We start from the raw sequence: 26,334 nt of genomic DNA on the forward strand, positions 1-26,334 counted from the left end.
GCCCTCAACCTTCGCGGTGATAAGGATGGTTGGCAAGGATCGACGTCGCCCGGAACAGCTGTTCGGCCAGCATGGCGCGGACCAGCAGGTGCGGCCAGGTCGCCGGTCCGAACGACAGCAAGAGGTCGGCATCGTCCCGTTCCGCGGGGCTGTGGCCGTCGGCGGCGCCGATCATGAAGCGGACCTCCCGCTTGCCGCCGTCGCGCCATTGTTCGAGCTTGTCCGCCAGCTGCATCGACGACAGCGCCTTGCCCTTTTCATCGAGCAGGACGGTGACGCTGTTGGGCGGAGCAGCCGGCCCGGACCGCCCGCCGTCGGGCAATTCGGTCAGCTTGACCGGCCAGGCGATGCGCTTGAGGTAGCGGTCGACCAGTTCGGCTTCCGCGGAGCGGCCGATCTTTCCCCGGGCGACGATGTGCAGCAGCAAAAGCTACTGCGGCGTGCCGGTGATGGAATAGGGCCAGCGAACCATCGTCTTGAACCCGTCGTAGACCAGGCGGGCGGCCTCGGCGATCGCACGCGGGCGGTTGTCGCCGCCACGGGCGAAGATGGCGATAGCGACGCGGTGCCCGTTGGGCAGGGTGATGAAGCCGACATCGCTGGAATAACCGTTGAGCGTTCCCGTCTTGTGGGCAACCACGCCTGCGGGAAGCAGGGCGCGCATTCGGTTCTTGCCGGTCTGGCAATCGGCCATCAGGTCAAGCAGATAGGCCCGGCTGGACGGCCGCAACAGTTCGCCCTTGTCGAGCCGCTGGAGAAACAAGGCGAAGGCGATCGGCGTCGTCGAATCGAGCTTTTCATACAGGTCGCGCTTGGCGCGCAGCAGCTGCGCGATCGTGCGATCGACCCGCATGCCCTCGACGTTGTGAAACTTGAGCCACTTCTGGATGGTCTTGGGACCGCCCAGATTGTCGAGCAGTAGGTCGGTGGCGTGATTGTCGCTGCGCACGATCATCGCCCGCATCAGGCTGGACGCGGTCCGGCCGGCGATCATGTCGTCGAGCGAACGGTCGCCGTTCTCGACATAGGACAAATAGGTCGCGGCGACCGCGACCTTGACCGTGCTGGCCATGGGATAATGATCCTGGCCGTGGACGTTGACGTTCTCGCCGGTGACCAGGTCGATCGCGGCAATGCCGACGTCCGCCGATTTGGTCGTGATCAGCGCCGACAGCTGGTTCTGCACCTGCGACGCGAACCGGCTTTGCGCAGCCGCCGGCTGGGCGACGAGCGCCAGCAGGCAGATCAGGAATCCGGTCAATCTATGCATCGGCTCACCCACCTTGAGCTGTTGCGGTTACTTTGTCGTCACCAAATGCCCACATTCGCTCCAAATTGTAAAATGTTCTTACTTCGGGGCGGAATAAGTGGACGATCACGTCGTCGGCATCGATTAGCACCCAGTCGGCCGCGGGCAACCCCTCGATCCTGGGCGATTTTCCGAACTCGCGCTTGACCCGCTCGGCCAACTTGGTCGCCATCGAGGCGACCTGGCGGGTCGAACGGCCGGATGCGACGACCATGTGGTCGGCGATGCTCGACTTGCCTTCCAGCGGGATGGAAACCACCTCGATCGCCTGGTCGTCGTCCAGCGATTTGAGAACGAGCTCATGGAGCTTGGCGACATCCCCCTGCGCGGACGCAGGGCTGCCGGCTTCAGCGGACGGGTCGGGCAAGGCTTCTCCTCATGTCGGCGACGCGCCGTTGCCGGCGGTTCCAGTAGAACCGGACGGTTTGCGGTGCCAGTTCGGGTTGTGCGCACGAATGGCCGTGGCGGAGGAAGCGTTCGTCGGCAGGTTCAGGAAAAGAAACGCCGGAAGGCTCCATTCCGTCCAGTGCTTGGCCTGGCCGGCCGGGCGGACAAACCCAGACAACCATCCCATCGCGTGCGCCGCGTGGGCGGACGCATCATAGCCCGGGCGGGGAAGCACTGCAATTGGAAGGAGTTGCGCGATCGATTGCCAGTCTTTCCAGCGGTGAAACTCGGCCACGGTGTCCGCTCCCATCAACCAGATGAAGCGGTCGTCCGGATGTTCGGCGACCAGCGCGGTAAGGGTGTCGATAGTGTAGCGCGTCCCCAGTCGCGCTTCGATATCGCTGACCGCGATCGGCGTGCCCGCCGCCATCGCTCGCGCCGATTGCAGCCGCGCATCATACGGTGCCATGTCGGTCGCGCCGGCCTTCAGCGGGTTGCCCGGCGACACCAGCCACCACAGTTCGTCAAGGGCAAGCGCGTCGATCGCCGCCAGGCTGAGCTGGCGGTGCCCTTCGTGGGCGGGATTGAACGACCCGCCCAGCAGTCCGACGCGCTTCATGGCGCTAGCCGCTAGCATGGCTGCCAATCGCCGCCTAATGTCGCGACGGGGCAAGGGGATCGGGATGCCGGATTTCGAAGCAGTCGGAGATGCCGTGACCGGCGGGATCGTCGCACGCGCGGTCGAGCCGGCGGCCGGCGAACAGGACGGTCGAACGCACGAGACCCGGTGCCTCAATTGCGGCTGCGAGCTGGTCGGGAAGTTCTGCCATTGCTGCGGGCAGCACGCCCATGTCCATCGGACGATCGGCGCGTGGTGGCACGATTTCCTGCACAGCGTCCTTCACCTGGACGGCAAGTTCGCCCGCACCATGCCGCTACTCGCGCTTCATCCCGGCCAACTCACGCGCCGCTATGCCCATGGCCAGCGCGCCCAGTTCATCTCGCCGCTGGCGCTGTTCCTGTTCACGGTGTTCCTGATGTTCGCGGTGTTCAGCGCCCTTGGCCACGACATCGGCGAGGATTTCGGCATCAGCCGCGGTGTCGAGGCGTCCCTCACCGAACAGCGCGAGGCCCTGCAAAAACTCGAAAGGCGCAAGGCCGAAGCCTTGACCGAAGGCGACGCGGCGGAGGCCGGCCGCGTCGATCAGCAGATCCCGCCGGTAAAGGCCGAGATCCGGGAGCTGGAAAAGCTCAAGCAGGACGGCGTTTCGAAGGCGGTCTTTTCCGAAGACGCCGAGATGGAAGGCGCCGGGACGTTCACGAGCGCCTACAAGAAAGCCAAGCAGAATCCGGAACTGCTGCTCTACAAGATCAAGGCCAACGCCTATAAATTCTCATGGGCGCTGATCCCGATCTCCGTGCCATTCGTCTGGGTGCTGTTCCTTCACCGCCGCCGGTACCGCGAACGCCTGACGGTCTACGACCACCTGGTGTTCGTGACTTATTCCATCGCGTTCATGAGCCTGTGGCTGATCGTCCTCATACTGCTCGGCGCGGCGGGACTGAAGAACGGCATCGTCGATGCCGTCATGTACCTCATTCCCCCGGTGCACATGTACCGGCAGCTGCGCGGCACCTACGACCTGTCGCGGTGGAGCGCGGCCTGGCGAACGGTCATGTTGCTGCTGTTCGCATCCCTGTCGCTGGGACTGTTCGGGACGCTGCTGGTGCTGATCGGGACGGGGCTAGGCTAGCTCCGGCAGGGGAATTTGGCGGCCATGATGCGGGTGACCGCTTCCGTCATGTCGATGCGCGCACGCTGCGCCGCGGGGATCGCCGACAACCGTTCCATGAATTCGCCGCTGCCCATCTTGCGCGGGCCCGGCGGCGCGCAGAAACGGGTCTTCCGACCGGCTGCCTTGTCCGCCTTCATCTGCGCCGCGGCCGCTTCGCCGGCAGCCTGGCCTTCCTGTTGCAATGCCTTGATCTCGCCGCCCGACAATAGGGCCAGCGGCCCCTTCGCCTTCAGCTTGGTGGCGCGATTGTGGAACGCCTCGGCATTCATGGTCTGCGCCGACGCGGGAGCGGCAACACAGGCGGCAAGCAACAACGGCAGGATGATACGCATCGTTTTCCCCTTTAGGCTCACGCCATGAAGGGATCAGCGATGAACCGCCGTTGAACCCTCAGGCGCCGGCGGGGGCCGGTCCGCCCAGCGGGCGCTGCTTGCGGGTCGACTTGGGGATCGACGATCCCGCCGTCGGGATCTCCGGACCGGACTTGCCGCCGCGCTCGATGGTGTCACCGGCGATGAGCTTCTTGATCTCGTCGCCGGACAGCGTTTCATATTCGAGCAGCGCCTGGGCAAGCGTTTCCAGTTCGTCGCGATGCTGTTCGAGCAAGGTCTTGGCCCGCTCGTAACCCTCGTCGACGATGCGCCGGATTTCCTTGTCGATCAGCTGCGCCGTTTCGTTCGACATCTGCCGCTGGCGGTTGACGTTATAGCCCAGGAACACTTCCTCGTCGGCCTCCGCATATTGCAGCGGGCCGAGCGTGTCGGACATGCCCCAGCGGGTGACCATGTCGCGGGCAAGGCCGGTGGCGTAGCTGATGTCGCTCGACGCTCCGGAACTGACCTTGTCGTAACCGAAGATGACTTCCTCGGCGACGCGGCCGCCCATCGACACGGCGAGGTTCGCGTACATCTTGTCACGGTGATAGCTGTAGCTGTCGCGTTCCGGCAGGCGCATGACCAGGCCCAGCGCGCGGCCGCGCGGGATGATCGTCGCCTTGTGGATCGGGTCGGACGCCGGCTCGTGCAGCGCGACGATGGCGTGACCGGCCTCGTGATATGCGGTCATCCGCTTCTCGTCCTCGGTCATGACCATGGACTTGCGCTCGGACCCCATCAGCACCTTGTCCTTGGCGTCTTCGAACTCCTGCATCGCGACCAGGCGCTTGCCCTTGCGGGCCGCCCACAGCGCGGCTTCGTTGACCAGGTTGGCCAGGTCCGCACCGGAAAAGCCGGGCGTTCCGCGGGCGATCACGCGCGGGTCGACGTCGGGCGCCAGCGGCACTTTCTTCATGTGCACGGCAAGGATCTTCTCACGGCCCTCGATGTCCGGGCGCGGAACGACAACCTGGCGGTCGAAGCGGCCCGGGCGCAGCAGCGCGGGATCGAGCACGTCCGGCCGGTTGGTTGCCGCGATGATGATGATGCCTTCGTTGGCCTCGAAGCCGTCCATTTCGACCAGCAGCTGGTTGAGCGTCTGTTCGCGCTCGTCGTTGCCGTTGCCGAGGCCGGCTCCGCGATGGCGGCCGACGGCGTCGATTTCGTCGATGAACAGGATGCAGGGCGCCGACTTCTTCGCCTGCTCGAACATGTCGCGCACGCGGCTGGCGCCGACGCCGACGAACATCTCGACAAAGTCGGAGCCGGAGATGGTGAAGAAGGGTACGCCCGCTTCACCCGCGATGGCGCGGGCGAGCAGCGTCTTGCCGGTGCCGGGCGAGCCGACGAGCAGCGCACCCTTGGGGATCTTGCCGCCAAGCCGGGCGAACTTGCCCGGGTCCTTCAGATATTCGACGATTTCCTGAAGCTCTTCGCGGGCTTCGTCGATGCCGGCGACGTCGGCGAAGGTCACGCGGCCTTCCTTCTGCGTCAGCATGCGCGCGCGGCTCTTGCCGAAGCCCATCGCTCCGGAGCCCGCGTTCTTCTGCATCTGGCGCATGACGAAGAAGCTGATGCCAATGATCAGCAGCAGCGGCAGCGAATTGTAGAGCATCAGCATCCAGATGGACGAACCTTCCTCCGCCTTCACCTGGACGTCGACGCCCTTGCCGATGAGGGTGGAGGAGATTTGCGCGTCGGCCGGGGCCGTGGTGCGGAAATCGGCGCCGTCGGTCAGCTTGCCGGAAATGAGGCTGTTTCCGCCCGGGGTCGACGACATGGTCACCGACCGCACATTGCCTTCATTTACCTGGCGGACGAATTCGGAATAGCCGATGGCGTTGCCGGCGGTGGCGCTGGTGCTGCCGCCGATCATCTGCACGAACAATACCAGCCCGAAGAGGATGCCGACCCAGATCAGCAGGCTCTTCACCCAGGGATTGGCGGGCTTTTTCTCGTTCATCGGGTCCCTCGCATCACGGGCGCAATGCCCTTTGCGCTAAGATAGGCGCATCATAAGCAATAACAATGTCAGCTTGACGAGAGGTGAAGGCGGGCGGGAGGCGCGCCAGCAGCGTTGTCGCCCGTCGCTTCACTCCGGCGCTCTAACGCTTCGACATGCCCCCGGCATGCCGGCGTTGGAGCGGGTGAAGGGAATCGAACCCTCGTCGTAAGCTTGGAAGGCTTCTGCTCTACCATTGAGCTACACCCGCTTGGCAGCGGTCGCGGCAATGCCATCGGGCGTCGGCACCCGTCAACTCCATTGCCAAGTGATTGAACCGCTTGACGAACCGCGAGCCGCTCCCCTACCCAAGGTGCCGATGGCTCACCTGAACGCCTTTGCCGCAACCTCGACCGTCCACTGCTGGTGGCGCGGGACGACCCTTGCGGCGCGATGGCGCGACTGATCGACTAGCCACTTACGATCTTTCGACTGCCCGCCCGCCAACCGGCGGGCTTTTTTGTTTCAGGAACGACCATCATGACCATCACCACTGCCTTGCTTCGCGACGCTCCGGCCCCGGCCGCCACTGCCGCCCCGGGACCGGTCGACCACGGCCCGGTGCCCAACCCCCTACCGCTACTGCTGAGCGGCGAGGACCTGACCAGCGACCAGTCCGAACATCTGTTCGAGCGGCTGGTGCTGGGCAAGCTCGAGCCGGCGGAGATTGCCGGAATGCTGATCGCGCTGAGGATGAAGGGCGAAACGGCGGACGAGATGATCGGTGCGGCCCGGGCCCTGTCGTCAGCCGCGACCCCGTTCGACCGGCCGGACTATTTGTTCGCGGACTGCTGCGGCACCGGCGGCGACGGGTCGGGCACGATCAACGTGTCGACCGCCGCGGCCTTCGTTGCCGCCGCCGCCGGCCTGCCGGTGGTCAAGCACGGCAATCGCAGCGTCAGCTCGCAATGCGGGTCCGCCGACGTGCTCGAGGCGCTCGGCGCGAAGATCGACGTGTCGCCGGACGAATCGCGCAAGATCCTCGACGACACCGGTTTCTGCTTCCTCTTCGCGCCTGCCTATCATCCGGGGATGAAACATGCCGCGCTGGTCCGCCGCCAATTGTCGGTGCGCACAGTGATGAACCTGCTTGGTCCCTGCGTGAATCCGGCCAGCCCGCGCGTGCAGTTGCTCGGGGTCGCGGATCCCAGGATGCTGCGCCGGATCGGCGCGACCCTGGACGCGATGGGCGTCGAGCAGGCGATGATCGTCCATGGCAGCGGCGTCGACGAAGTTGCGCTCCACGCCGAAACCCGAGCGCTGATGCTTCGTAATGGGGAGATGGAGGAGATCGTCATCACTCCCGAAGACGCCGGGATCGAGCGCGCGCCATTGAGCAGCGTCACCGGCGGCGACCCGGCGGAGAATGCGGCCAGACTGCGTGCCCTCCTCGATGGCAAGGGTCAGGCCGAAGAGCGCGACGTGGTCGCGCTGAATGCCGGCGCGTTGCTGGCAACCGCTGGCAAGGCGGAGGATTTCAAATCAGGCGTGGCGATCGCCGCCGATGCGCTGGCCAGCGGCGCGGCCGGCAAGTTGCTCGACCGCTATACCGAGGCGAGCAATGGCTGAGGGCATTCTTGGCCGGATCGAGGCTGCCAAGCAGGCCGAGATTGCGGAACGGTTCGCGGGCGTCACGCTCGATTCGCTGCGCCGGCAGGCGCGGCCGTCGACCCGCGACTTCGCCGCCGCGCTCGCAAAGCCCGGCAGCCGCTTCATCCTCGAGATCAAGAAAGCGTCGCCGTCGGCGGGCGCAATCCGGCCAGGCGCCGACCCGGCGGCGATCGCGCGCGGCTATGCCGGCGTGGCCGACGCGCTCAGCGTGCTGACCGACGCGGGCTTCTTCGGCGGGTCGACCGACGATCTCGCCGCCGCCCGCCGTGCGTTCGACGGGCCGATCCTGGCCAAGGACTTCTTCATCGACGCGCGCCAGGTGGTCGAAGCGCGCATCGCCGGCGCCGACGCGGTGCTGGTGATGATGTCGCTGGTCGGCGACGCCATCGCCCACGACCTCATCGCCGAGGCCCAGCGGCTCGGCATGGAAGCCTTGGTGGAGGTCCATGACGAGGCCGAGATGCACCGGGCGAAAGCACTTGGCGCCCGAGTCATCGGCATCAACAACCGCGATCTGCGCGACCTGTCCATCGACCTTGCCACCACCGTCCGGCTGGCGCGTCTGGCGGGCGATGCGGTGCTGGTATCGGAATCGGGCATTTCCACCCGCAACGACGTCGACCTGCTCGCGCGTCACGTCGACGCCTTCCTCGTCGGCAGTTCGCTGATGAAATCCGATAATCCCGCCGCCGCCTCGCGCGATCTTGTCTTCGGGCGGGTTAAATTGTGCGGCCTGCGGACCGAACGGGACATCGAAGCGGCGGCACCGGCGACCTTCGCCGGTTTCGTTTTCGTCCCGCCGAGCCCGCGCCATATCATTCCGGGCGACGCCGCGCCGCTGGCCGGGCTGGCGCGCAGCCGCGGCGTCCTTCCGGTCGGTGTGTTCCAGGACGCGCCGCTCAACGTGGTCAGCGACCTTGCGGCGCTGCTTAATCTTCACGCGGTGCAGCTGCACGGGGCGGAGGACGAAACCTATGTCCGCCGCCTGAAGCGGGAGCTCGACGGTCATTGCGAGGTGTGGACGGCGGTGTCCGTCGGCCGTGGCCCGATCGCTTTCCGCGACGGCCACCGGACGCTGTTCGACAACGGGCCGGGCGGCACCGGCCGGCCGTTCGACTGGAACCAGATTCGCGATCATGCCCGGCTTCAGACCGGGCTTGTCGCGGGCGGACTTGGCACGGCCAACGTCCGTGAAGCGGCCGCGCTCGGCGCCTATGCGATCGACGTCGGCTCGTCGGTGGATTCCTCGCCCGGCGTCAAATCGCCGCGCAGGATCGCAGAGGTGTTCGATGCGCTTCGCGCGCCGTCCCGGCGAGAGGTCGAACGGTGCGACTGAGCGGCCGCTTTGGCCGGTTCGGCGGCGCCTATGTGCCCGAAATCCTGATGCCCGCGCTCGAACAACTCGAAGCCGCGTTCCTCGACACGCGGAACGATCCGGAATTCGCGGCCCAGCTCGACGACCTTTTGCGCAACTACGCCGGCCGGCCCACGCCGCTGACCCGCGCCGCCAATCTTCCCGGCACCATCTTCCTGAAGCGCGAGGACCTGCTCCACGGCGGCGCGCACAAGACCAACCAGGTGCTGGGCCAGGCGCTGCTCGCCAAGCGGATGGGCAAGACCCGGCTGATCGCGGAAACCGGTGCCGGTCAGCATGGCGTGGCCACCGCCATCGTTGGTGCGCTGTTCGGCTTCGACACCCAGATCTACATGGGCGCCGACGACGTCGAACGGCAGCAGCTCAACGTCTTCCGGATGGAATTGATGGGCGCGCGGGTGATCCCCGTGACCGCCGGAGACCGCACGTTGAAGGACGCGGTCAACGAGGCCCTGCGCGACTGGTCGGCCAGCTTCGCCGACACCCATTACCTGCTCGGTACGGCCGCCGGTCCGCACCCTTTCCCGCTGATGGTTCGCGAATACCAACGGGTGATCGGCAAGGAATCACGGGCGCAGGTGCTGGAATTTGCGGGCCGGCTCCCCGACAAGGTCGTCGCCTGCGTTGGCGGCGGCTCCAACGCCATTGGCCTGTTCGCCGACTTCGTCGAGGACCCGGTCGACCTCATCGGCGTCGAGGCGGCGGGCAAGGGGCTCGACGGGACCGAACACGGAGCGACCCTGCTGCGCGGCCGGCCGGGCATTCTCCACGGTGCAGAGACCTATGTGCTGCAGGACGAGGACGGGCAGATTTCCGACAGCTGGTCGGTGTCGGCCGGGCTCGACTATCCCGGCGTCGGACCGGAACATGCCCACCTCAAGGACAGCGGCCGCGCCGCCTATGTCGGGGTCACCGATGGCGAGGCGATGGATGCGTTCCGGCTGCTGGCGGAAAAGACCGGCATCCTGTGCGCATTCGAATCCGCTCATGCGCTGGCACATGCGCTGAAGATCGCCCGCGAACGGCCGGACGATGTCATCGTCGTCGGCCTGTCCGGGCGCGGCGACAAGGATGTCGCGCAGGCCAAGGCCCTGCTGCGCGAGGCTGCATGAACCGTTACGCGACCATGTTCGACCGGCTGGACGGCGAAGGCGCGTTCGGCGCGTTCCTGATGCTTGGCGACCCCGACCCGGAACGGTGCGCCGGCCTGCTCGACGCCGTCGTGCGCGGCGGCGCCGACATGGTGGAGGTTGGCATTCCCTATTCCGATCCGGTGGCGGACGGCCCGGTCATCCAGGCGGCGGCGCAGCGCGCGCTCGCCGCCGGCGTTCGCACCGCCCAATGCTTCGACCTCATCGCCGGATTCCGAACGCGCCATCCGCAGGTGCCGGTCGGCATCCTGACCTACGCCAATTTGGTGGTGGCTCGCGGGCGCGACGCATTCTTCGACCGGGCGACTGCGGCGGGCGCGGACAGCCTGCTGGTCGCCGACCTGCCGGCGTTCGAAGCGCCGCCCTGGGCCGAGGCCATGCGGGCGGCGGGCATCGATCCTGTGCTGATCGCCGCCGCCAACACGCCCGACGAGACGCTGGGAAGGATCGCCCGCCTGGCCGGCGGCTACACCTATTGCGTCAGCCGCGCCGGGATCACCGGCACGCACAAGGCTGGCGAATTCGACCGCGCTCTGGTCGATCGCCTGCACGACGCCGGCGCTCCGCCGCCGGTCTACGGCTTCGGCATCGCCACGCCCGACGACGTCCGGGCCGCGCTCCGGACCGGCGCCGCGGGCGTCATCTGCGGCTCCGCGATCGTCCGCACGGCGGCCGAGGGCGGCGACGTGGAGGCACTGGTTCGCGGGCTGAAGGACGCCACTCGGGAACGACTCGCCACCGCGATGATTTGACTCCGCCGTCCGCTAGGAGGCGCAACAGCATGGCAGCACGTCCCGTTTGGAGAGGCCAGATCCGCCTCGCCCTAGTTTCGATCCCGGTAGAACTCTACCCGGCGACGAAGACCGGCGCGTCCATCTCCTTTCACCAGGTGCACGAACCAAGCGGCAAGCGCATCCGCTATGAAAAGGTTGTGCCCGGCATCGGCCCCGTCGACCGCGACGAGATCATGAAGGGCTATGAGGTGTCGAAGGGCGAATATGTCCTGCTCGACCCCGAAGAAATCGAGAAGGTGAAGCTCGAAAGCCGCAAGACGCTCGACCTCGTCCAGTTCGTCGACATCGGCGACATCGACGCGATGTACTTCGAAAAGCCCTATTACGTGGTCCCGGCCGACGACCTGGCCGAAGAAGCGTTCATCGTCGTTCGCGAGGCGCTGCGCAAAGCGCGCAAGGTTGGCATCGGCCAGCTGGCGATGCGCGGGCAGGAACATGTCATCGCGATCAAGCCGTGCGGCAAGGGCATGCTGCTGGAAACGCTCCGCTACGCCGACGAGGTGCGCAAGGCCGGCAGCTACTTCAACGAGATCGGTGACGCGAAGCCGGACGCCGACCTGCTCGACCTCGCCTCGACCCTGATCGAAAAGAAGGCGGGTGAATTCGACGCCAAGGAATTTCACAACCGCTATGTCGATGCGCTGCAGAAACTGATCGAACAGAAGCGCAAGACCAAGGGCAAGGTCATCCAGGATCCGGACGAAGATGCGCCCGCCGACCGGTCCAACGTCATCGACCTGATGGCCGCGTTGAAGAAGAGCCTTGGCGACGACGCCAAGGCCACGCCCAAGGCCAAGTCGAAAGCCAAGCCGAAAGCCGCGGCGCCGAAGAAGAAGGCCGCCGGCGGGCGGAAGTAAGCGATGGCGCGCGCTTCCAAGACGCTCGACATCAAGACCTACAATGCGAAGCGCGACTTCTCGAAAACGAAGGAGCCCAAGGGCCGCAAGCTGAAAGGGACCGGCGACAGCTTCGTCGTCCAGAAGCACGAAGCGTCGCGGCTGCACTGGGACTTTCGGCTGGAACTGGACGGCGTGCTCAAAAGCTGGGCCGTGCCAAAGGGCCCGAGTCTCGACCCGGGGACCAACCGGCTGGCGATGCGAACCGAAGATCATCCGCTCGACTACGGCACGTTCGAAGGCACCATCCCCGAAGGCGAATATGGCGGCGGCACGGTGATGCTGTGGGACCGCGGCCGGTGGATCCCGCATCCCGACAAGGACCCCAGCAAGACGATCGAGGAGGGCCACCTCCACTTCACGCTCGAAGGCGAGCGGATGAAGGGCGAATGGGTGATGTTCCGGATGAAGGCCAAGCCCGGCGAAAAGGGCGAGGCGTGGATGCTCAAGAAGGTCACCGACGACGAAGCGCGCGCCGATGACGGCGACGCGTTGGTCGACCACTGCACCGACAGCGTAACGACAGGACGGACCATGGCCGAAATCGCTTCCGGCAGCGACGTGTGGAAATCCAATCGCGGCGGGACGTCGGGCGGCCGGACGAAGAAGGCACCCGCGGCCGCTCCGCCCGAATTCCAGTCGCCGCAAAAGGCGACCCTGGTGGACGACGTGCCGACCGGCCCGGGCTGGCTGTTCGAATATAAATATGACGGCTACCGGCTACTGCTTGCCACCGGCGATGGCGCGGTCACCGCCTGGACCCGCAACGGCAAGGACTGGAGCGACAAGTTTCGCAGCCTCGCCAAGGCCGCGGAAAAGCTTCCGCCCGGTTGCCTGATCGATGGCGAGGCGGTGGCGCTTACCAAGGACGGCAAGCCCGATTTCCAGTTGCTGCAGTCGACGCTGAAGGACGGGAAGGGCGCGAACCTTGCCTATTACGCCTTCGACCTGCTGGTCGATCGCGGCGAGGACATCACCAAGCTCCCCAATATCGAGCGCAAGATGCGCCTGCAGACGCTCCTCAAGGGTGCGCCGACGGCGATCCTGTACGGCGACCATATCGACGGCAAGGGCGAGGCACTGTTCAACGCCGTCTGCAAGGACGGCGGCGAAGGGATCATCGCCAAGAAGGCTGACGCGCCCTATCGCCACGGCCGGTCTAAAAGCTGGCTGAAGATCAAATGTATCGAGCGACAGGAATTCGTCGTCGTCGGCTGGGTCGAAAGCGACCGCCGCATCGGCTTTCGCTCGCTGCTGCTGGCGGCCAAGGACAAGGGCAAGCTCAGCTACGTCGGCAAGGTCGGCACCGGCTTCAATACGCAGATGCTCCACGATCTTATGGAGCTGATGAAGCCGCTGGAAGTGAAGGCCGCGCCGGTCGAAATCCCGCGGACGGAACGCAAGGGCGCGCATTTCATCAAGCCGCAATTGGTGGCGGAGGTCGCGTTCACCGAATTCACCTCGGACAACATCCTGCGCCATCCCAGTTTTATCGCGCTGCGCGACGACAAGCCGGCGTCGGAAGTGGTGGTCGAAACCCCCGCCGACCTGCCCAAGGCCGCGAAGGCGGCGTCCACGAAGGCCAAGACCAAGGGCAAGAGCGCAACGCGGGACTATGCCACGCCAGAAAGTCTTGGCGTGCGGATCAGCAGCACCGACCGGGCGATCTTCCCGACAGAGAAACTAACGAAGGGCGACCTCGCGGCTTATTATGCTGCGATCGGCCCGCTGATCATGCCGGACAGCGGCAATCGCCCGATCACCCTGATCCGCTGCCCGCAAGGCAGGGCCAAGAAATGCTTTTTCCAGAAGCATGACACCGGGTCGATGGGCGACTTCGTCAAACAGGTGGAGATCCGGGAGAAGAAGGGCGGCACGGCCGAATATCTCTGCTTCGACGACATTCGCGGACTGCTCGGCTGCGTGCAGATGGGGACGATCGAATTCCATGGCTGGGGCAGCCGCGCCGATAATGTCGAACATCCCGACCGGCTGGTGTTCGACCTGGATCCCGACGAAGGATTGAAGTTCGCCGACGTGCGCGACGCCGCGCGGCGCATCCGCGACCTGCTCAAGGACATGGGCCTGGAAACCTTTCCCATGCTGACCGGCGGCAAGGGCGTGCACGTGGTCGCTCCGCTCGACGCGTCGGCGGACTGGGATGCGGTGACCAGTTTTGCCGAGCGCTTCGCCCGCGCGGTAGCGGAAGCGGAGCCGGAAATGTTCACCGCCAACATGCGCAAGGTGCAGCGCAAGGGCCGCATCTTCCTAGACTGGCTGCGCAACCAGCGCGGATCGACCGCAGTGATGCCCTATTCCGCCCGCGCCCGCGAAGGCGCGCCGGTCGCGGTGCCCGTGGCGTGGGCCGAATTGGACGATTTCAAGGGCGGCAATGCCTTCACCATCCGCGATGTGGACAGGCTGTTCGAGCGTGCGGAGTCAAATGCGCTCAAGGGCTGGGGCGACGTGAAGCAGGCCCTTCCGGAGGCATAAGGTTTTCGCGCCATGGCGGTCGCTTCCATGGCATGTCCCGAGGTGCGGAACATTCAGATTGAAGCTGCTTGCAGGGCGGGTCGATCACCCTTTCCCAATCGCGTTCGATTGCGATCTTGGACCCCGTTCGAAGCATGAAATCGACCCGTTCCCGGCCGATACCGCGTATGTCGATCCCGTAGACCTTGCCGCGCTGCAGCCGGGCGATTCCAGCAGCGGTAAATTTCTCAAGCGGAACGCCGATTGCGAAGGGCATCTGCACGTCGAAGCAGGAATGCCAGACTGGGCCTTTTTCATCCTGTTTTAACATCCACAGCACTTGAGACTGGTCGAACAGCTCAACTTGCGAAAAACAGTAATTGCGGTTCTGGAGCCCGACCAAGCGCCAAAGACTCCACGGAAAATCGACCAGTAGCCGACCGTTATGCCAATTGACGATGATGTCGCGGGCGGGCGGCTGGCACGAAGTCAGTAACAACATCAGCCCCGCGAGCAGGGTGACGCGGCCGGCCCGCGCCAGGTGCGAAATGCTACCGATCCGCGAAATAGTCCGTTGCCCGAACCAGCCCGTCAAGGATGCCGGGCTCGTTGTAGAGGTGCCCGCCGTCGGGGATGATCTGCAGGTCGACTTCCGGCCAGGCCTTTTTCAATGACCAGGCCGCGCTCGGCGGGGTGCAGGTGTCGTGGCGGCCTTGGACGATGATGCCGGGAATGCCCTTGAGCTTGCTTGCTCCGGCAAGCAGCTCGCCTTCCTCAAGCCAGCCGCCGTTGACCATGTAGTGATTCTCGATCCGGGCGATGGCGACCGCTACTTCGGGACTGGTGAAATGCTCCATCGTCTCCGCGTTTGGCAATACGGTGACGGTGTTGCCTTCCCACGCGCTCCACGCCTGCGCGGCGCGGAGCTGGACGGCCTTGTCGTCGCTGGTCAGCTGGCGCTGGTAGGCTTCGACCAGGTTGTCGCGCTCGCCTTCCGGGATGGGCGCGAGGAAATCCTCGAACTTGTCGGGGTAGACCTGCGATGCCCCGCCCGGGGCAAACAGCCAGTCGATTTCATACTGGTCGAACAGGAAGATGCCTCGCAGCACCAGCTCGGTGACCCGGTCCGGATAACGTTCCGCATAAGTGATCGACAGCGTCGAGCCCCAGCTGCCGCCGAACACCAGCCATTTGTCGACTTGCGCGACTTCCGTCCGCAGCTTCTCGATGTCGCCAACAAGGTCATCGGTGGTGTTGTTTTCAAGGCTCGCATAGGGCGTCGACTTGCCGCAGCCGCGCTGGTCGAACACCAGGATCTTGTACTTGTCCGGATCGAACTGGCGGCGATGCTCGGGGGAGGATCCGCCGCCCGGGCCGCCATGCAGAAACACTGCCGGCTTGCCGTCCGGATTGCCGCTCAATTCCCAGTACAGGCTGTGGCCGTTGCCGACATCCAGCATGCCGGTCTGATACGGTTCGAACGCCGGATACAATCCGCGGCGGTTGCCGGTTTGCGTGTCCATCTAGAAGCTCATCTCCGAATAGACCCGGCTGACGTCGCCGTTCCACGGGCCGTGATAAAGGTCGAGCAGTCGGTCGGCGGGCGTCTTGCCGCTGGCGACGATCTCGTGAAGCGGATTGAGGAAGCCGCTTTCATTGTCCCCGGCCGAATTGAGCTGGCCGCGCCGCGCCAGCCCGCCGGCGGCGATGTCGAGCACTTGCCGGGCAAGGTCGTGCACTGTCCCGCCTCCCGGCGCCGGCGCCTTCAGCGCCAGCCGCGGCACGTCGCGCCGCAATTGCTCATGCTCCGCGATCGACCAATGCTTAACCAGGTCCCACGCGGCGTCGAGCGCGCTGTCATCGTACAGCAGGCCGACCCACAGCGCCGGAAGCGCACAGATGCGATTCCAGGGTCCGCCATCCGCGCCGCGCATCTCAAGGAAACTCTTCAGCCGAACCTCGGGAAAGATGGTCGACAAATGGTCGGTGAAATCGGCCAGCCGAGGCTTCTCGCCCGGCAGATGCGGAAGCTTGCCGTCCATGAAGGCGCGGAAGCTTTCGCCGGCGACATCCAGATACTTCCCGTCGCGGTACAGGAAGTACATCGGCACATCGAGCGCATAGTCGAGATAGCGTTCGTACCCGAACCCGTCTTCGAACACGAAGGGCAGCATGCCCGTGCGGTCGGGGTCGGTATCTTCCCAGATATGACTGCGGAAACTGAGATAGCCGTTGGGCTTGCCCTCGGTGAACGGCGAATTGGCGAACAGGGCGGTGGCCACCGGCTGCAGCGCCAGGCCGACCCGGAATTTCTTCACCATGTCGGCTTCGGACCAGTAATCCAGGTTGGTCTGGATGGTGCAGGTGCGCAGCATCATGTCGAGGCCAAGGGTGCCGACCTTGGGCATGTAATTGAGCATGATCGCATAGCGGCCCTTGGGCATGATCGGCAGCTCGGCGCGGGTCTTGTCCGGCCACATGCCGAGGCCCAGGAAACCGATCCCCAGTTTCTCTCCGACCGCCTTGCACTGGGTCAGGTGACGCCCGGCCTCGGCGCAGGTCTGGTGCAGCGTTTCGAGCGCCGCACCGGACAATTCGAACTGCCCCGCCGGTTCCAGGCTGATGGTCCCGTCCGGCCCGGACAAGGCGATGACGTTTCCGCCTTCAATCACCGGTTGCCAGCTATATTCGGTCAGGCCGTTCAGCAGGTCGCGGATGCCGCCGGTCTCGTCGTAGGACGGGGCTCGAAAGTCGGCCGTGCGATAGACGAACTTCTCGTGCTCGGTGCCGATCAGCCACGCCTCGCGCCGCTTTTCCCCGGCCGCGAACGTGGCCAGCAGGTCGTCGCGGCTCTCGACCGCTGCGCTTTCGCTATCGTCTGTCCGAGTGGTCATGCCCGCCGGCGCTTAGCGCCAGTCACCGACAAGCGCCATATAGGCAGCCAGCGCGGCCAGCGCGGCCGTCTCCGCGCGCAGGATGCGCGGGCCCAGGGAAATCGGCACGGCTGCCTCCGCGGCCCGGATCGCGACACGCTCATCGTCGGTGAAGCCGCCCTCCGGTCCGGTCAGGATAGTCGCGGGCCCGGACTTGAACGCGGCCGCTGCCGGCTCACCGCCATGCTCATCGGCGAAGTACAGCGGCCGCGCCGCGTCGCGCTGCTGCAGCAGTTTCGCCAGCGGTAAAGGCTCGTCGATCTGCGGCAGCCGCGTCCGCCCGCACTGCTCGGCCGCCTCGATCGCGATGGACTGGAGCCGCTCCAGCTTGACCCGCTCGACGATGGTTCGCTGGGTGATCACCGGGCACAGCCGCGCCACGCCCAGCTCGGTCGCCTTTTCGATCAGCCAGTCGGTCTGCGTCCGCTTCACCGGCGCGAATGCCAGCCACACGTCCGGTACGCTTTCCGCCTCGCGGGTCCGCCGTTCGACCGCCAGAGTCATCCGCTTCTTTCCGACCTCGGCGATGCGGGCCAGCCACTCGCCGGAGCTGCCGTCGAACAGCAGCAGATCGGCGCCCGCGCCCAGCCGCATCACGTTGCCAAGGTAATTGGCCTGTCCGGCCTCCAGCTCGACAGTCGCGCCCTCGCCAAGCGTTGCCCGCACGAACAGGCGCGGCAGACTTTTTGGGGGCCAGGCGGGCGTTGCAGGCATCATCGCGCTTTACCAACGCAATCCGCGCCGCACCATGCGCTGCGGCTTCCCTCGCCAGGCTGATCGAAAGCCGGTCGCACATCTGGCCGGTCGCGGGCGGCGCGGCCTTTGCCAGCGAACGGTCGGAAAACGGCGGACCGGGGGCAGAGACGGTGCGGCTGAAATACATACCGCGGGGCAAATGACCCCGGGCCGTCAGTGCGGCTTGTAACTGGCGATCGGCTGCAGCACGCCGAAGGTCTCGACAGAAGGCTCGCCGGCCAGCTTGGGCAAGTCTATCGTTGTTTCCTTGCAGGCAGTGTCGGGCAGGCGGTCGAGCAAGTCGCGAATAAGCGTCAGCCGCCCGCGCTTCTGGTCGTTGAAATCGACCAGAGTCCACGGCGCGTACTCGCTGTGCGTGGCTTTCAGCATCGCCTCGCGGGCCTTGGTATAATCGTCGTAATGGTCGCGCGCAGCGACATCGATCGGCGACAGTTTCCAGCGCTTGAGCGGATCGGCGAGCCGCTCTGCGAACCGCTCTTCCTGAACGTCCTGGTCGCAGGTCAGCCAATATTTGAACAGCAGGATGCCGTCGTCGACCAGCATGCGTTCGAACGTCGGTGCCGCCTTCAGGAAAGCCTCGACCTCTGACGGCGTGGCAAAGCCCATGACCTGTTCGACGCCCGCGCGATTGTACCAGCTGCGGTCGAACAGCGCGATCCGCCCCCGCGTCGGCAAATGCGCGACATAGCGCTGGAAATACCATTGCCCGGCTTCCGCCTCGCTCGGCTTGGGCAGAGCGACGACACTGCATTGACGCGGGTTGATATGGCGGGCGATGGCCTGGATGGCGCCGCCCTTTCCGGCGGTGTCGCGGCCCTCGAACAGTACGACCACGCGCTGCCCGGTCGCCGCGACCCAATGAGCCATCGCCACCAGCTCGCTGTGCAGCGGCTCAAGTAACGCTTCATACTTCTTGCGCTTCAGACGACCCATGATCGCGACCCCGTTAAGCCGACGCTTCGTCTATCCGCTCGGCCCGGGCTTGTCGAAGGCCGGTTCTTCTCTGCTAGATATGGCAAGCCTACCCTGCACGAAATCGAGATTGGAAAGCCTGCCCGTGTCCGACGCTTCGTCCGACATCGTCCCCGACAGCGAACGGCGCGGCTTCATCGGCGCGCTCCCGCCGCGCCTTCGGCCCTATGCGTCGTTGATGCGGCTCGACCGGCCGATCGGAACGTGGCTGCTTTACTGGCCGTGCGCCTGGAGCGTGGCGCTGGCGGGTGTCGGCGGACGGTGGGACCTGTTCGCCTGGTTCGCGCTCGGCGCCTTCGCGATGCGCAGCGCGGGCTGCGTCTACAACGACATCGTCGATCGCGACCTCGACCGGCAGGTGGAACGAACCCGGCTGCGCCCGCTCGCCAGCGGGCGGGTGTCGACGCGCTCGGCGTGGGTCCTCATCGGGGCGCTGTGCCTGCTTGGCCTGCTTGTGCTCTTCCAGCTGAACTGGACAGCGGCGGCGATCGCGCTGGGCAGCGTCGCGCTGGTCGCGGCCTATCCGTTCATGAAGCGCATCACCTGGTGGCCGCAGGCGTGGCTGGGGCTAGTCTTTTCCTGGGGAGCGCTGGTCGGCTGGCCCGCAGTGACGGGCAGCTTCGGATGGCCGGCGCTGCTGCTGTGGCTCGGCTCGGTCGCCTGGGTGATCGGCTACGACACGCTCTACGCCGTCCAGGATGTGGAAGACGACGGGCTGGTCGGCGTGAAAAGCAGCGCGAGGCGGCTGGGCGACAAGGCGCCGCTTGGCGTCGGCCTTTTCTACGCTGCGGCCGTGTTCCTGTGGGGCGCGGCGGTCTGGGCGGTGCGGCCGGACTGGCTGGCCCTGGTCGCCCTTGCGCCGGCTGCTTTGCATCTGGCCAATCAGGCCCTTCGCGCGGACCCGCAGGACGGCGCTCTCGCGCTGGCGCTGTTCCGGTCGAACCGGACCTGCGGCCTGCTGGTCTTTCTCGGTCTGCTGGTGGTCGCCCTATCGGGGCTCTAGACGGCGATCAGCCGCCTTCGACCAGCGCGTCGACGATCTTGTAGGTTTCCGGGCCGAACCGGACCGTAGTCACGTCGCCGTCGCGGGTCGCCTTGAAGTCCCATCCGGCCGACCCGTCCGCCTGCGCGCTGTCGGCGCCGGTGGCAGTGGTGCCCTTGAAGAAGATCGCGCGCTTCGACCCGCTGGGGCTGGTCACTTCGACCACCGTCGTGCCGTCGTCGAATGCCTTGCGCCGGACTCCGGCGTTGCAGCTTTGCGTCGGCGCGGCGCCGCCGAAGCCGCAGGACAGCTGCGTGGTGGCGTCATAGTCCGTACCCGGAACCTTGGCGTCGACCGATTCCGAATCCACGGGCAGCCCCTCGTTGGCATCGCCCTGCGCCACGGACACCAGGGTCACGCCGCTGACCGTCGCGACGATCTTTCCGCCCAACGCGTCCGCATCGGCCTTGGTGGTGCAGCCGACCAGGATCGCGCTGTCGTCAAGATAGTTGGAGGTCAGCGCGCTTTCGCCCAGCCGGCGGCACGGATCGCCGGCCTTGGGATAGCCATTGCCGAACGGCGCCAGGCTTTCGGGAATGTCCGCCACCGACGCAGTCATGGCGTTGGTCTCGAGGACGTTGGAGTCGTCCGCCTCATTGCCCGCCGACGCATTGCACGCCGCAAGCGAAAGGATGGCGACGATCGTCGATGCACGAACAGCCAGATTCATCGATAGACTCCTCAGCGGCACTTGGGATGTTGCTGGATATCCCGAATATCCTCGAGCCGCCCATTCGCGACGATGACCTGCAGGCACTGCCGGGTCGCGGGCTGCCAGTAGATCCCGTAACGCGCGTCGCCGGAGGTGAAATTGTCGACCTGCCGAAAGCCGCGACGGCCTAATTCTTCCGTCCCGCCGGCGGCGCGGGCGCCTTGCAGGTCCTTGAATTGGGTGACCGGTGCGTATCCGCCGCGGTCGTAATGATGGCCAAGGTTGGCGGTGCGCTGGTCGACACCCGCGGCATAGCCGCTCGAATAGGCATTCGACCGCTGGTAATTATGATAGGCCGCGTTGTGCAGGCCATCGGTGAACCCGCGCTCGTAATTGGCCTCTTCCTGCGCATTGGCGAAATGCTTGTCGTCGTCGTGATGGTGCGACTTGTGCGACAATAGCGCGCCGAGCAGGACGGCACCGGCGACCACGCCGACGGCCGCCGCCGCATTGCCGTTGCCCTGGTGGCAATCGCTGCTGCTGGCATCGGCGATCGTCAGTACCTGCCCGTTGGACGTTTCCGTCCGCACGCACGTCTTGTCCTGCGGCTTCCACCAGTAATTATAGGTGTAGCCCATCGAATTCGTGCTGCCGGAAATCATCGTGAACCCGCGCGACTGCAGGGCGCCGGCGGCGCCGTCGGCCGCCATCCCGTTGATCGACGTCAGCTGCGCGGCGGGTTCTGCGGCGGCCGGCGCGCTCATGCCCGCGGATGCAACGCACGCCACCAAAGCGCCGGAAAAAACATTCTGCTTCATCGCGACCTCCCATGTCCGTCGAGCGGCAGCCTAGCATTCGCCCCTCGGATCGCCGAATACCGCCGTTCGCCGGTAGCGTGTGTCTGGCGGTCAGCCCTTCCAGCAGCTAGGCGGCGACAATGCTTTCACTCGATGATTCGAAAGCCGCGGCGGAGCGGCTGGTCGAGCGCGCGATCGCCGCCGGCGCCGACGCAGCCGACGCCATCTATTCCGGCAGCCGGTCGAGCAACGTGGACGTCCGGCTCGGTGCGCTGGAGGACGTCAGCCGGTCGGAAGGCGAGGAAATCGGCCTGCGCCTGTTTCGCGGTACGCGGTCGGCTACCGTCGCCTCGTCGGACCTGTCGGACGAGGCGCTGCGCGACCTCGTCGCCCGCGCTTTCGACATGGCCGGCCAGGCACCCGAAGATTCCTATGCCGGGCTTGTTCCCGCGGAGCTGCTGACCAAGGCGCCGTTCCCCGACCTCGATTCGGTCGGTGCGGCCGAGCCCGATCCGGCCGAATTGCGCGACCGCGCGCTGGCCGCGGAAGATGCGGCGCGCGCGGTGAACGGCGTGACCAATTCGACCGGAGCCTCGGCGGGCGCATCGGGATCGACCTTCGCGCTGGCAACGTCCGGGGGCTTTTCCGGCGCCTACCGGGCGACCGGTTTCAGCTGCTCGGCCGGCGTAATCGCGGGCGAAGGCGGCGGCATGCAGCGCGATCATGCGTGGCACAGCGCGCGCCACTTGTCGGACCTCGACACGCCGGAAAAGATCGGCCGGCTGGCGGGCGAACGCGCGGTTGCGCGGCTCAATTCCATCCGGCCCAGGTCGGGCGCCATGCCGGTGTTGTTAGACCCGCGCGTCGCGGCGTCGCTGCTGGGCCATTTCGCGACCGCGATCAGCGGTTCCTCGGTCGCCCGCAAGTCGAGTTTTCTGCAGGACAAGCTGGGCGAGCGCGTGTTCGCGGCGGGCATTACTATCGTCGACGATCCGCTGCGTCTTCGCGGGCTGCGGTCGCGTCCATTCGACGCCGAAGGGCTTGCCGTCCGCCGCAGCGACGTCGTCAGCGACGGCATCCTGCAAAGCTGGATGGCCGAAAGCGCATCGGCGCGGCAGCTGGGAATTGCGCCTACCGGCCACGCCTCGCGTGGCGCGGGCAGTGCGCCGGGGGTAACGCCGGGGAATTTTTACATCGCGGCGGGGGCGCGCAGCCGCGCAGACTTGCTTGCCGCCTTCCCCGAAGCACTGCTGGTGACGGAATTGATCGGGCAGGGGGTGAACCCGGTGACCGGCGACTACAGCCGCGGCGCCGCCGGCTTCATCGTGCGCGGCGGGGAAATCGGGCCGGCGGTGCAGGAAATCACGATCGCCTCGAACCTGGTCGAGATGTTCGCCACGCTGGAACCGGGCAGCGACCTTGAATTCCGCCGCGGCATCGATGCGCCGACCATCCTGGTCCCGCAGATGACGGTCGGGACGGCCTAGTCGTCGTTGCTGACGCCTGGCAGGCGAAGCCGCGCGAATTCGATCTTCGGACAGCGGTCCATGACCACTTTCAGCCCGGCGGCCTCGGCACGCTGCGCGGCCGCCTCGTTGACCACGCCCAGCTGCATCCACACCGCTTTCGCGCCCACGTCGATCGCCTGATCGACGGCCTCTCCGGCGGCGTCCGAATTGCGGAAGATGTCGACGATATCGATCGGCTCCCCGATCTGGCTCAGTTCGCGCCAGATGAATTCGCCGTGGACGTGCTCCCCGGTGATGGTCGGGTTGACCGGGATCACGCGATAGCCCTTGTCCTGCAGGAACTTCATTACACCGTAGGACGCGCGGCTTGGCTTGTCGGAGGCGCCGACGACGGCGATCGTCCGGGCGGTGGCGAAAAGGTCGGCGATGTCCCGGTCGTCGGTCAGCGGCATGTGTCTCTCCCTGTCGTGGAAGGACAATGTTTCAGGCCGGTGCTGTTTCCAGCGCCTGCAGCAGTTTTTGCGCAATTCGCGCGAAGGCCTCCGATTGCGCGCCGTCGCTCGCCGCCGGCGGCAGGCCCGCGTCCGAGGCTTCGCGCACCGCCGGATCGAGCGGAATGCGGCCGAGGAACGGGATGCCGAGTTCGGCTGCTGCATCTTCCGCCCCGCCGCACCCGAACGGATCCGACTGCTCGCCGCAATGGGGGCAGGTGTAGCCGGCCATGTTCTCGACCAGGCCAAGGACTGGCACCGACACCTTGCCGAACAGGTCGATCGCCCGCGTCGCGTCGATCAGCGACATCGCCTGCGGCGTCGACACGACGACCGCCCCGTCGGGCCGCGATTTCTGCACCAGCGACAATTGCACGTCGCCCGTACCCGGGGGGAGGTCGACGACCAGCAGGTCGCAATCGCCCCAGTCCGCTTCCATCAGCTGCGCCAGTGCGCCGGTCGCCATCGGCCCGCGCCAGGCCAGGGCGTGACCGGCGGACACCAGCTGGCCCATCGACAGGAACCGGATGCCGTGGGCCGCGACCGGGTTCAGCGTCTTGTCGTTCGCTGTCGGCCGTTCGTCGGTTCCCAGCAGCTTCGTCTGCGAAGGGCCGTAAACGTCGGCATCGATGAGGCCGACGACCCTTCCGGCGCGGGCCAGCGCGATCGCCAGGTTGGCGGACAGCGTCGACTTGCCGACCCCGCCCTTGCCGCTGGCGACCGCAATCAGCTTTCGCGCCCGCTGGCTGGCGGTCATGGCAACGCGCACATCGCCGACCCCCGCGATGGCCATCGCCGCGGTCTTGAGGTCGCTTTCCAGCGCGGCACGTCGCGCCCCGTCCAGCGCGGTCACGTCGACCACCAGCGTCACGACGCCGTCCTTGACCCTCTTCGACAGGATGCGCGCGTCGCCCGCCACCGCGTCGAGACTGTCCAGATTTGGGGCCGCGTCATCCATTGCGGCTGCGAGATAAGGCCTGATGGCGGGGTTGCCACTGTTTTTCGGGCCGCACCGTTCCTATAGATGTTTCATGAGCATCTTTTCTGGCCTCGGCCGGCGGCCCGGCGGGCTTTTCAGCGACATCAAGGGACCGTGGGGATCCAAGGGATCCGGCGACGACGAACCGTCCGGCGGCCCGACCGGCCCGTGGGGCGAACAGCCCAAGCGGCGCCGTCCCGGCGGCGGCGACGGCAACAACGTCTCCTCGCTTGACGATTTCCTCCGCAAGAGCCGCGACCGGTGGAGCACCGGCGGTGGCGGCGGCGGCGGCGGCACCGGACGGTTTTCGGGCCGTCCCAACGGCTCGATGATCGCCTGGGGCGTGGCCGCGCTGGTTGTCGTGTGGCTGATCTTCACCAGCTTTCACAGCATCGCGCCGGCCGAACGCGGCGTCGTCACGCGCCTTGGCCGCTACGTCAAAACGCTTGGCCCCGGTGTCGGCCTGACGCTGCCTTCCCCGTTCGAGCGGGTCGAAAAGGTCGATGTCGAAAGCATCCGCCCGGTCGACCTCGGTTCGCCGACCACCGAAGACCTGATGCTGACCGGCGACCAGAATGTCATCGACATCGCTTATTCCGCGCGCTGGAGCATCCGCGACCCGGAAGCCTATCTGTTCCAGCTGGAAAACCCGGAAGAGACGATCCGCCAGGTCGCCGAAAGCGCGATGCGCTCGGTGATCAGCAGCGTCACGCTCGACGATGCCATCGGCGACGGGCGCAGCGAAATCGAAACGCGGGTTGCCGAAACCATGCAGCGCATCCTCGACGGCTATAACGCCGGGGTGACCATCCGCGGCGTCGCCGTGCGCGAAGCCGATCCGCCCCAGTCGGTGATCGACGCGTTCAAGGACGTGTCGGCCGCGCAGCAGGACGCGCAACGTTACGTCAACGCCGCCAACGCTTATTCGCAGCAGCTGCGCCAGAAGGCACAGGGCGAAGCGACCGCGTTCGATCGCATCTACGAACAATATCGCCTGGCCCCCGAAGTGACCCGCCGGCGCATGTATTACGAGACCATGGAAAAGGTTCTGTCCAACGTCGACAAGACGATCGTCGAAGCCCCGGGCGTGACGACCTACCTGCCGCTGCCCGAGGTCAAGAAGCGTGCCGATGCACAGGCGCAGGGAGCGGGCCAATGATCGAGTTCGTCCGGCGCCGCCCGCTGCTGACGGCGGGGCTCGCCTTCATCCTGCTGATCCTGCTCGCGTCGGCCTTCCCCGTGGTGCCCGAAACGCGCCAGGGCGTCGTCGTCCGCTTCGGCAAGCCGGTGCGGATCATCAACGCCTATGACGCCCGCACGCCGATCGGCGGACCGGGCGCCGGCATTACCTGGCGCATTCCGTTCGCCGAGCAAATCGTGTGGATCGACAAGCGCTTGCTCGACGTCGACATGGATCGGCAGCCGGTGCTGTCGACCGACCAGCGACGGCTCGAGGTCGACGCCTTCGCCCGCTATCGCATCATCGATCCGCAGCGCATGTATATTGCCGCCGGAACGGAGCAGCGTCTCAACGACGCGCTTCGCCCGATCCTCGGCTCCGAAGTGCGCAACGAGCTTGGCCGGGTGCAGTTTTCCGCCCTGCTGTCGCCCGAACGGCGCGGCGTGATGGAAGACGTGCGCACCGCGCTCAACCGCGTCGCCAAGCAATATGGCGCCGAAATCGTCGACGTCCGCATCAAGAAGGCCGACCTGCCCGAAGGCACGCCGCTGCAGTCTGCGTTCGAACGGATGCAGACCGCCCGCGAACAGGAAGCCCGCTCGATCCGCGCAGAGGGTGCCAAGGAGGCGCAGATCATCCGCGCCACCGCGGACGCCGAAGCCGCCAAGACCTATGCCGCAAGCTTTGGCAAGGACGCGTCCTTCTACGACTTCTACCGCGCGATGCAGTCCTACCAGACGACCTTCCTTGGCGAGAATGGCGAGAAGCCTTCGTCGCCCACAGCGGTCATCCTGTCGCCCCAGAACGATTACCTGCGAGAATTTACCGGACCAGCGCGTTGAGCACATTCAAATTGAGTTCACGCGTGCAACCTAATGGATTGGCGACATGCAAGT

At 66.0% G+C, this 26,334-nt stretch carries 26 protein-coding genes and 1 tRNA gene; 11 read left to right on the forward strand and 16 right to left on the reverse strand.

The genetic code is table 11. From position 1 onward, the window contains the following. Positions 1-4: 4 nt before the first annotated feature. Genes H8M03_RS10630 through H8M03_RS10645 form a run of 4 tightly spaced genes read right to left on the reverse strand, consistent with a single transcriptional unit; the run spans position 5 to position 2,333 of the window. Positions 5-427 (reverse strand): 23S rRNA (pseudouridine(1915)-N(3))-methyltransferase RlmH, encoded by a 423-nt coding sequence (locus H8M03_RS10630; RefSeq protein WP_187479408.1) that lies wholly within the window; start codon positions 425-427, stop codon positions 5-7. A gap of 3 nt (positions 428-430) precedes the next feature. Further along, positions 431-1,270 (reverse strand): serine hydrolase, encoded by an 840-nt coding sequence (locus tag H8M03_RS10635; RefSeq protein WP_187479409.1) that lies wholly within the window; start codon positions 1,268-1,270, stop codon positions 431-433. Positions 1,271-1,274: 4 nt separating this feature from the next. Next, on the reverse strand, positions 1,275-1,676 hold the full coding sequence (rsfS, locus tag H8M03_RS10640) for a ribosome silencing factor (protein ID WP_187479410.1): 402 nt from the start codon (positions 1,674-1,676) through the stop codon (positions 1,275-1,277). A 9-nt stretch (positions 1,677-1,685) separates the two neighbouring features. Further along, the gene (locus H8M03_RS10645) at positions 1,686-2,333 is read right to left on the reverse strand and encodes a nicotinate-nucleotide adenylyltransferase (RefSeq protein ID WP_187479411.1); all 648 of its coding nucleotides are present in this window, start codon (positions 2,331-2,333) and stop codon (positions 1,686-1,688) included. 46 nt (positions 2,334-2,379) lie between these two features. Between H8M03_RS10645 and H8M03_RS10650 the strand changes: the two genes are divergently transcribed. Beyond that, positions 2,380-3,450, forward strand: coding sequence for a DUF3667 domain-containing protein (locus tag H8M03_RS10650; protein ID WP_187479412.1), 1,071 nt, complete (start codon positions 2,380-2,382; stop codon positions 3,448-3,450). Here the strand turns inward: H8M03_RS10650 and H8M03_RS10655 are convergent. The 3 genes from H8M03_RS10655 to H8M03_RS10665 form a co-directional block, all read right to left on the reverse strand. Then, the gene (locus H8M03_RS10655) at positions 3,447-3,824 is read right to left on the reverse strand and encodes a hypothetical protein (protein WP_187479413.1); all 378 of its coding nucleotides are present in this window, start codon (positions 3,822-3,824) and stop codon (positions 3,447-3,449) included. The two genes, H8M03_RS10650 and H8M03_RS10655, sit on opposite strands and share 4 nt — an antisense overlap. Positions 3,825-3,882: 58 nt before the next feature. After that, complete coding sequence (ftsH, locus tag H8M03_RS10660; protein ID WP_187479414.1) at positions 3,883-5,829, reverse strand: ATP-dependent zinc metalloprotease FtsH; 1,947 nt, start codon at positions 5,827-5,829, stop codon at positions 3,883-3,885. Positions 5,830-6,005: 176 nt separating this feature from the next. Next, positions 6,006-6,079: transfer RNA gene (locus H8M03_RS10665), tRNA-Gly, on the reverse strand. 269 nt (positions 6,080-6,348) lie between these two features. On the opposite strand from H8M03_RS10665, the gene trpD reads away from it, so the two are divergent. The 6 genes from trpD to ligD are packed head-to-tail and all read left to right on the forward strand — an operon-like array spanning position 6,349 to position 14,188. Further along, positions 6,349-7,437, forward strand: a complete 1,089-nt coding sequence (gene trpD, locus H8M03_RS10670) for an anthranilate phosphoribosyltransferase (protein ID WP_187479415.1) — start codon at positions 6,349-6,351, stop codon at positions 7,435-7,437. After that, complete coding sequence (gene trpCF, locus H8M03_RS10675) at positions 7,430-8,815, forward strand: bifunctional indole-3-glycerol-phosphate synthase TrpC/phosphoribosylanthranilate isomerase TrpF (protein ID WP_187479416.1); 1,386 nt, start codon at positions 7,430-7,432, stop codon at positions 8,813-8,815. Before trpD ends, trpCF begins: the two co-directional genes overlap by 8 nt. Positions 8,816-8,862: 47 nt before the next feature. Further along, the gene (gene trpB / locus H8M03_RS10680) at positions 8,863-9,966 is read left to right on the forward strand and encodes a tryptophan synthase subunit beta (protein WP_222931923.1); all 1,104 of its coding nucleotides are present in this window, start codon (positions 8,863-8,865) and stop codon (positions 9,964-9,966) included. Next, positions 9,963-10,757 carry a tryptophan synthase subunit alpha gene (gene trpA / locus H8M03_RS10685; RefSeq protein ID WP_187479418.1) on the forward strand — a complete coding sequence of 265 codons (795 nt, stop codon included), beginning with the start codon at positions 9,963-9,965 and terminating at the stop codon, positions 10,755-10,757. Before trpB ends, trpA begins: the two co-directional genes overlap by 4 nt. Before the next feature lie 29 nt (positions 10,758-10,786). Beyond that, positions 10,787-11,656: a non-homologous end joining protein Ku gene (gene ku / locus H8M03_RS10690; protein ID WP_187479419.1), complete on the forward strand. Its 870-nt coding sequence runs from the start codon at positions 10,787-10,789 to the stop codon at positions 11,654-11,656. Positions 11,657-11,659: 3 nt separating this feature from the next. After that, entirely contained in the window at positions 11,660-14,188 is a 2,529-nt protein-coding gene (gene ligD, locus H8M03_RS10695) for a DNA ligase D (protein WP_187479420.1), read from the forward strand. On the opposite strand, the gene H8M03_RS10700 is transcribed toward ligD, so the two are convergent. The 5 genes from H8M03_RS10700 to ppk2 all read right to left on the reverse strand — a co-directional run bounded on the left by H8M03_RS10700 (position 14,145) and on the right by ppk2 (position 18,789). Next, the gene (locus H8M03_RS10700) at positions 14,145-14,762 is read right to left on the reverse strand and encodes a hypothetical protein (protein WP_187479421.1); all 618 of its coding nucleotides are present in this window, start codon (positions 14,760-14,762) and stop codon (positions 14,145-14,147) included. The two genes, ligD and H8M03_RS10700, sit on opposite strands and share 44 nt — an antisense overlap. Next, positions 14,719-15,690 (reverse strand): prolyl aminopeptidase, encoded by a 972-nt coding sequence (gene pip, locus H8M03_RS10705; RefSeq protein WP_187479422.1) that lies wholly within the window; start codon positions 15,688-15,690, stop codon positions 14,719-14,721. Before pip ends, H8M03_RS10700 begins: the two co-directional genes overlap by 44 nt. Next, positions 15,691-17,061: a glutamate--cysteine ligase gene (locus tag H8M03_RS10710; protein WP_187479423.1), complete on the reverse strand. Its 1,371-nt coding sequence runs from the start codon at positions 17,059-17,061 to the stop codon at positions 15,691-15,693. It abuts the gene before it with no gap. A 12-nt stretch (positions 17,062-17,073) separates the two neighbouring features. Beyond that, entirely contained in the window at positions 17,074-17,814 is a 741-nt protein-coding gene (locus tag H8M03_RS10715) for a 16S rRNA (uracil(1498)-N(3))-methyltransferase (RefSeq protein WP_187481048.1), read from the reverse strand. 195 nt (positions 17,815-18,009) lie between these two features. Beyond that, positions 18,010-18,789 carry a polyphosphate kinase 2 gene (gene ppk2, locus H8M03_RS10720; protein WP_187479424.1) on the reverse strand — a complete coding sequence of 260 codons (780 nt, stop codon included), beginning with the start codon at positions 18,787-18,789 and terminating at the stop codon, positions 18,010-18,012. Between the two features lie 109 nt (positions 18,790-18,898). On the opposite strand from ppk2, the gene ubiA reads away from it, so the two are divergent. After that, on the forward strand, positions 18,899-19,831 hold the full coding sequence (gene ubiA / locus H8M03_RS10725) for a 4-hydroxybenzoate octaprenyltransferase (RefSeq protein WP_246448857.1): 933 nt from the start codon (positions 18,899-18,901) through the stop codon (positions 19,829-19,831). A 7-nt stretch (positions 19,832-19,838) separates the two neighbouring features. Here ubiA and H8M03_RS10730 read toward each other — a convergent pair whose 3' ends face one another. After that, positions 19,839-20,540: a hypothetical protein gene (locus tag H8M03_RS10730; RefSeq protein ID WP_246448859.1), complete on the reverse strand. Its 702-nt coding sequence runs from the start codon at positions 20,538-20,540 to the stop codon at positions 19,839-19,841. 11 nt (positions 20,541-20,551) lie between these two features. Further along, entirely contained in the window at positions 20,552-21,286 is a 735-nt protein-coding gene (locus H8M03_RS10735) for a hypothetical protein (RefSeq protein ID WP_246448861.1), read from the reverse strand. Positions 21,287-21,459: 173 nt separating this feature from the next. Here H8M03_RS10735 and H8M03_RS10740 point away from each other — a divergent pair, with 173 nt between their 5' ends. Then, positions 21,460-22,806 carry a TldD/PmbA family protein gene (locus H8M03_RS10740; protein ID WP_187479427.1) on the forward strand — a complete coding sequence of 449 codons (1,347 nt, stop codon included), beginning with the start codon at positions 21,460-21,462 and terminating at the stop codon, positions 22,804-22,806. Here the strand turns inward: H8M03_RS10740 and H8M03_RS10745 are convergent. Beyond that, on the reverse strand, positions 22,803-23,240 hold the full coding sequence (locus tag H8M03_RS10745; RefSeq protein ID WP_187479428.1) for a CoA-binding protein: 438 nt from the start codon (positions 23,238-23,240) through the stop codon (positions 22,803-22,805). The genes H8M03_RS10740 and H8M03_RS10745 overlap by 4 nt on opposite strands. Positions 23,241-23,271: 31 nt before the next feature. Then, the gene (locus tag H8M03_RS10750; protein ID WP_187479429.1) at positions 23,272-24,237 is read right to left on the reverse strand and encodes an Mrp/NBP35 family ATP-binding protein; all 966 of its coding nucleotides are present in this window, start codon (positions 24,235-24,237) and stop codon (positions 23,272-23,274) included. Between the two features lie 73 nt (positions 24,238-24,310). Between H8M03_RS10750 and hflK the strand changes: the two genes are divergently transcribed. Both hflK and hflC read left to right on the forward strand, forming a co-directional pair. Then, positions 24,311-25,417 (forward strand): FtsH protease activity modulator HflK, encoded by a 1,107-nt coding sequence (gene hflK, locus H8M03_RS10755; RefSeq protein WP_187479430.1) that lies wholly within the window; start codon positions 24,311-24,313, stop codon positions 25,415-25,417. Further along, the gene (gene hflC, locus H8M03_RS10760) at positions 25,414-26,280 is read left to right on the forward strand and encodes a protease modulator HflC (RefSeq protein ID WP_187479431.1); all 867 of its coding nucleotides are present in this window, start codon (positions 25,414-25,416) and stop codon (positions 26,278-26,280) included. The genes hflK and hflC overlap by 4 nt, the downstream gene beginning before the upstream one ends. The last annotated feature ends 54 nt before the right edge of the window (positions 26,281-26,334 follow it).

The sequence above is a fragment of the Sphingomonas sabuli genome, from assembly GCF_014352855.1.
GTDB lineage: Bacteria > Pseudomonadota > Alphaproteobacteria > Sphingomonadales > Sphingomonadaceae > Sphingomicrobium > Sphingomicrobium sabuli.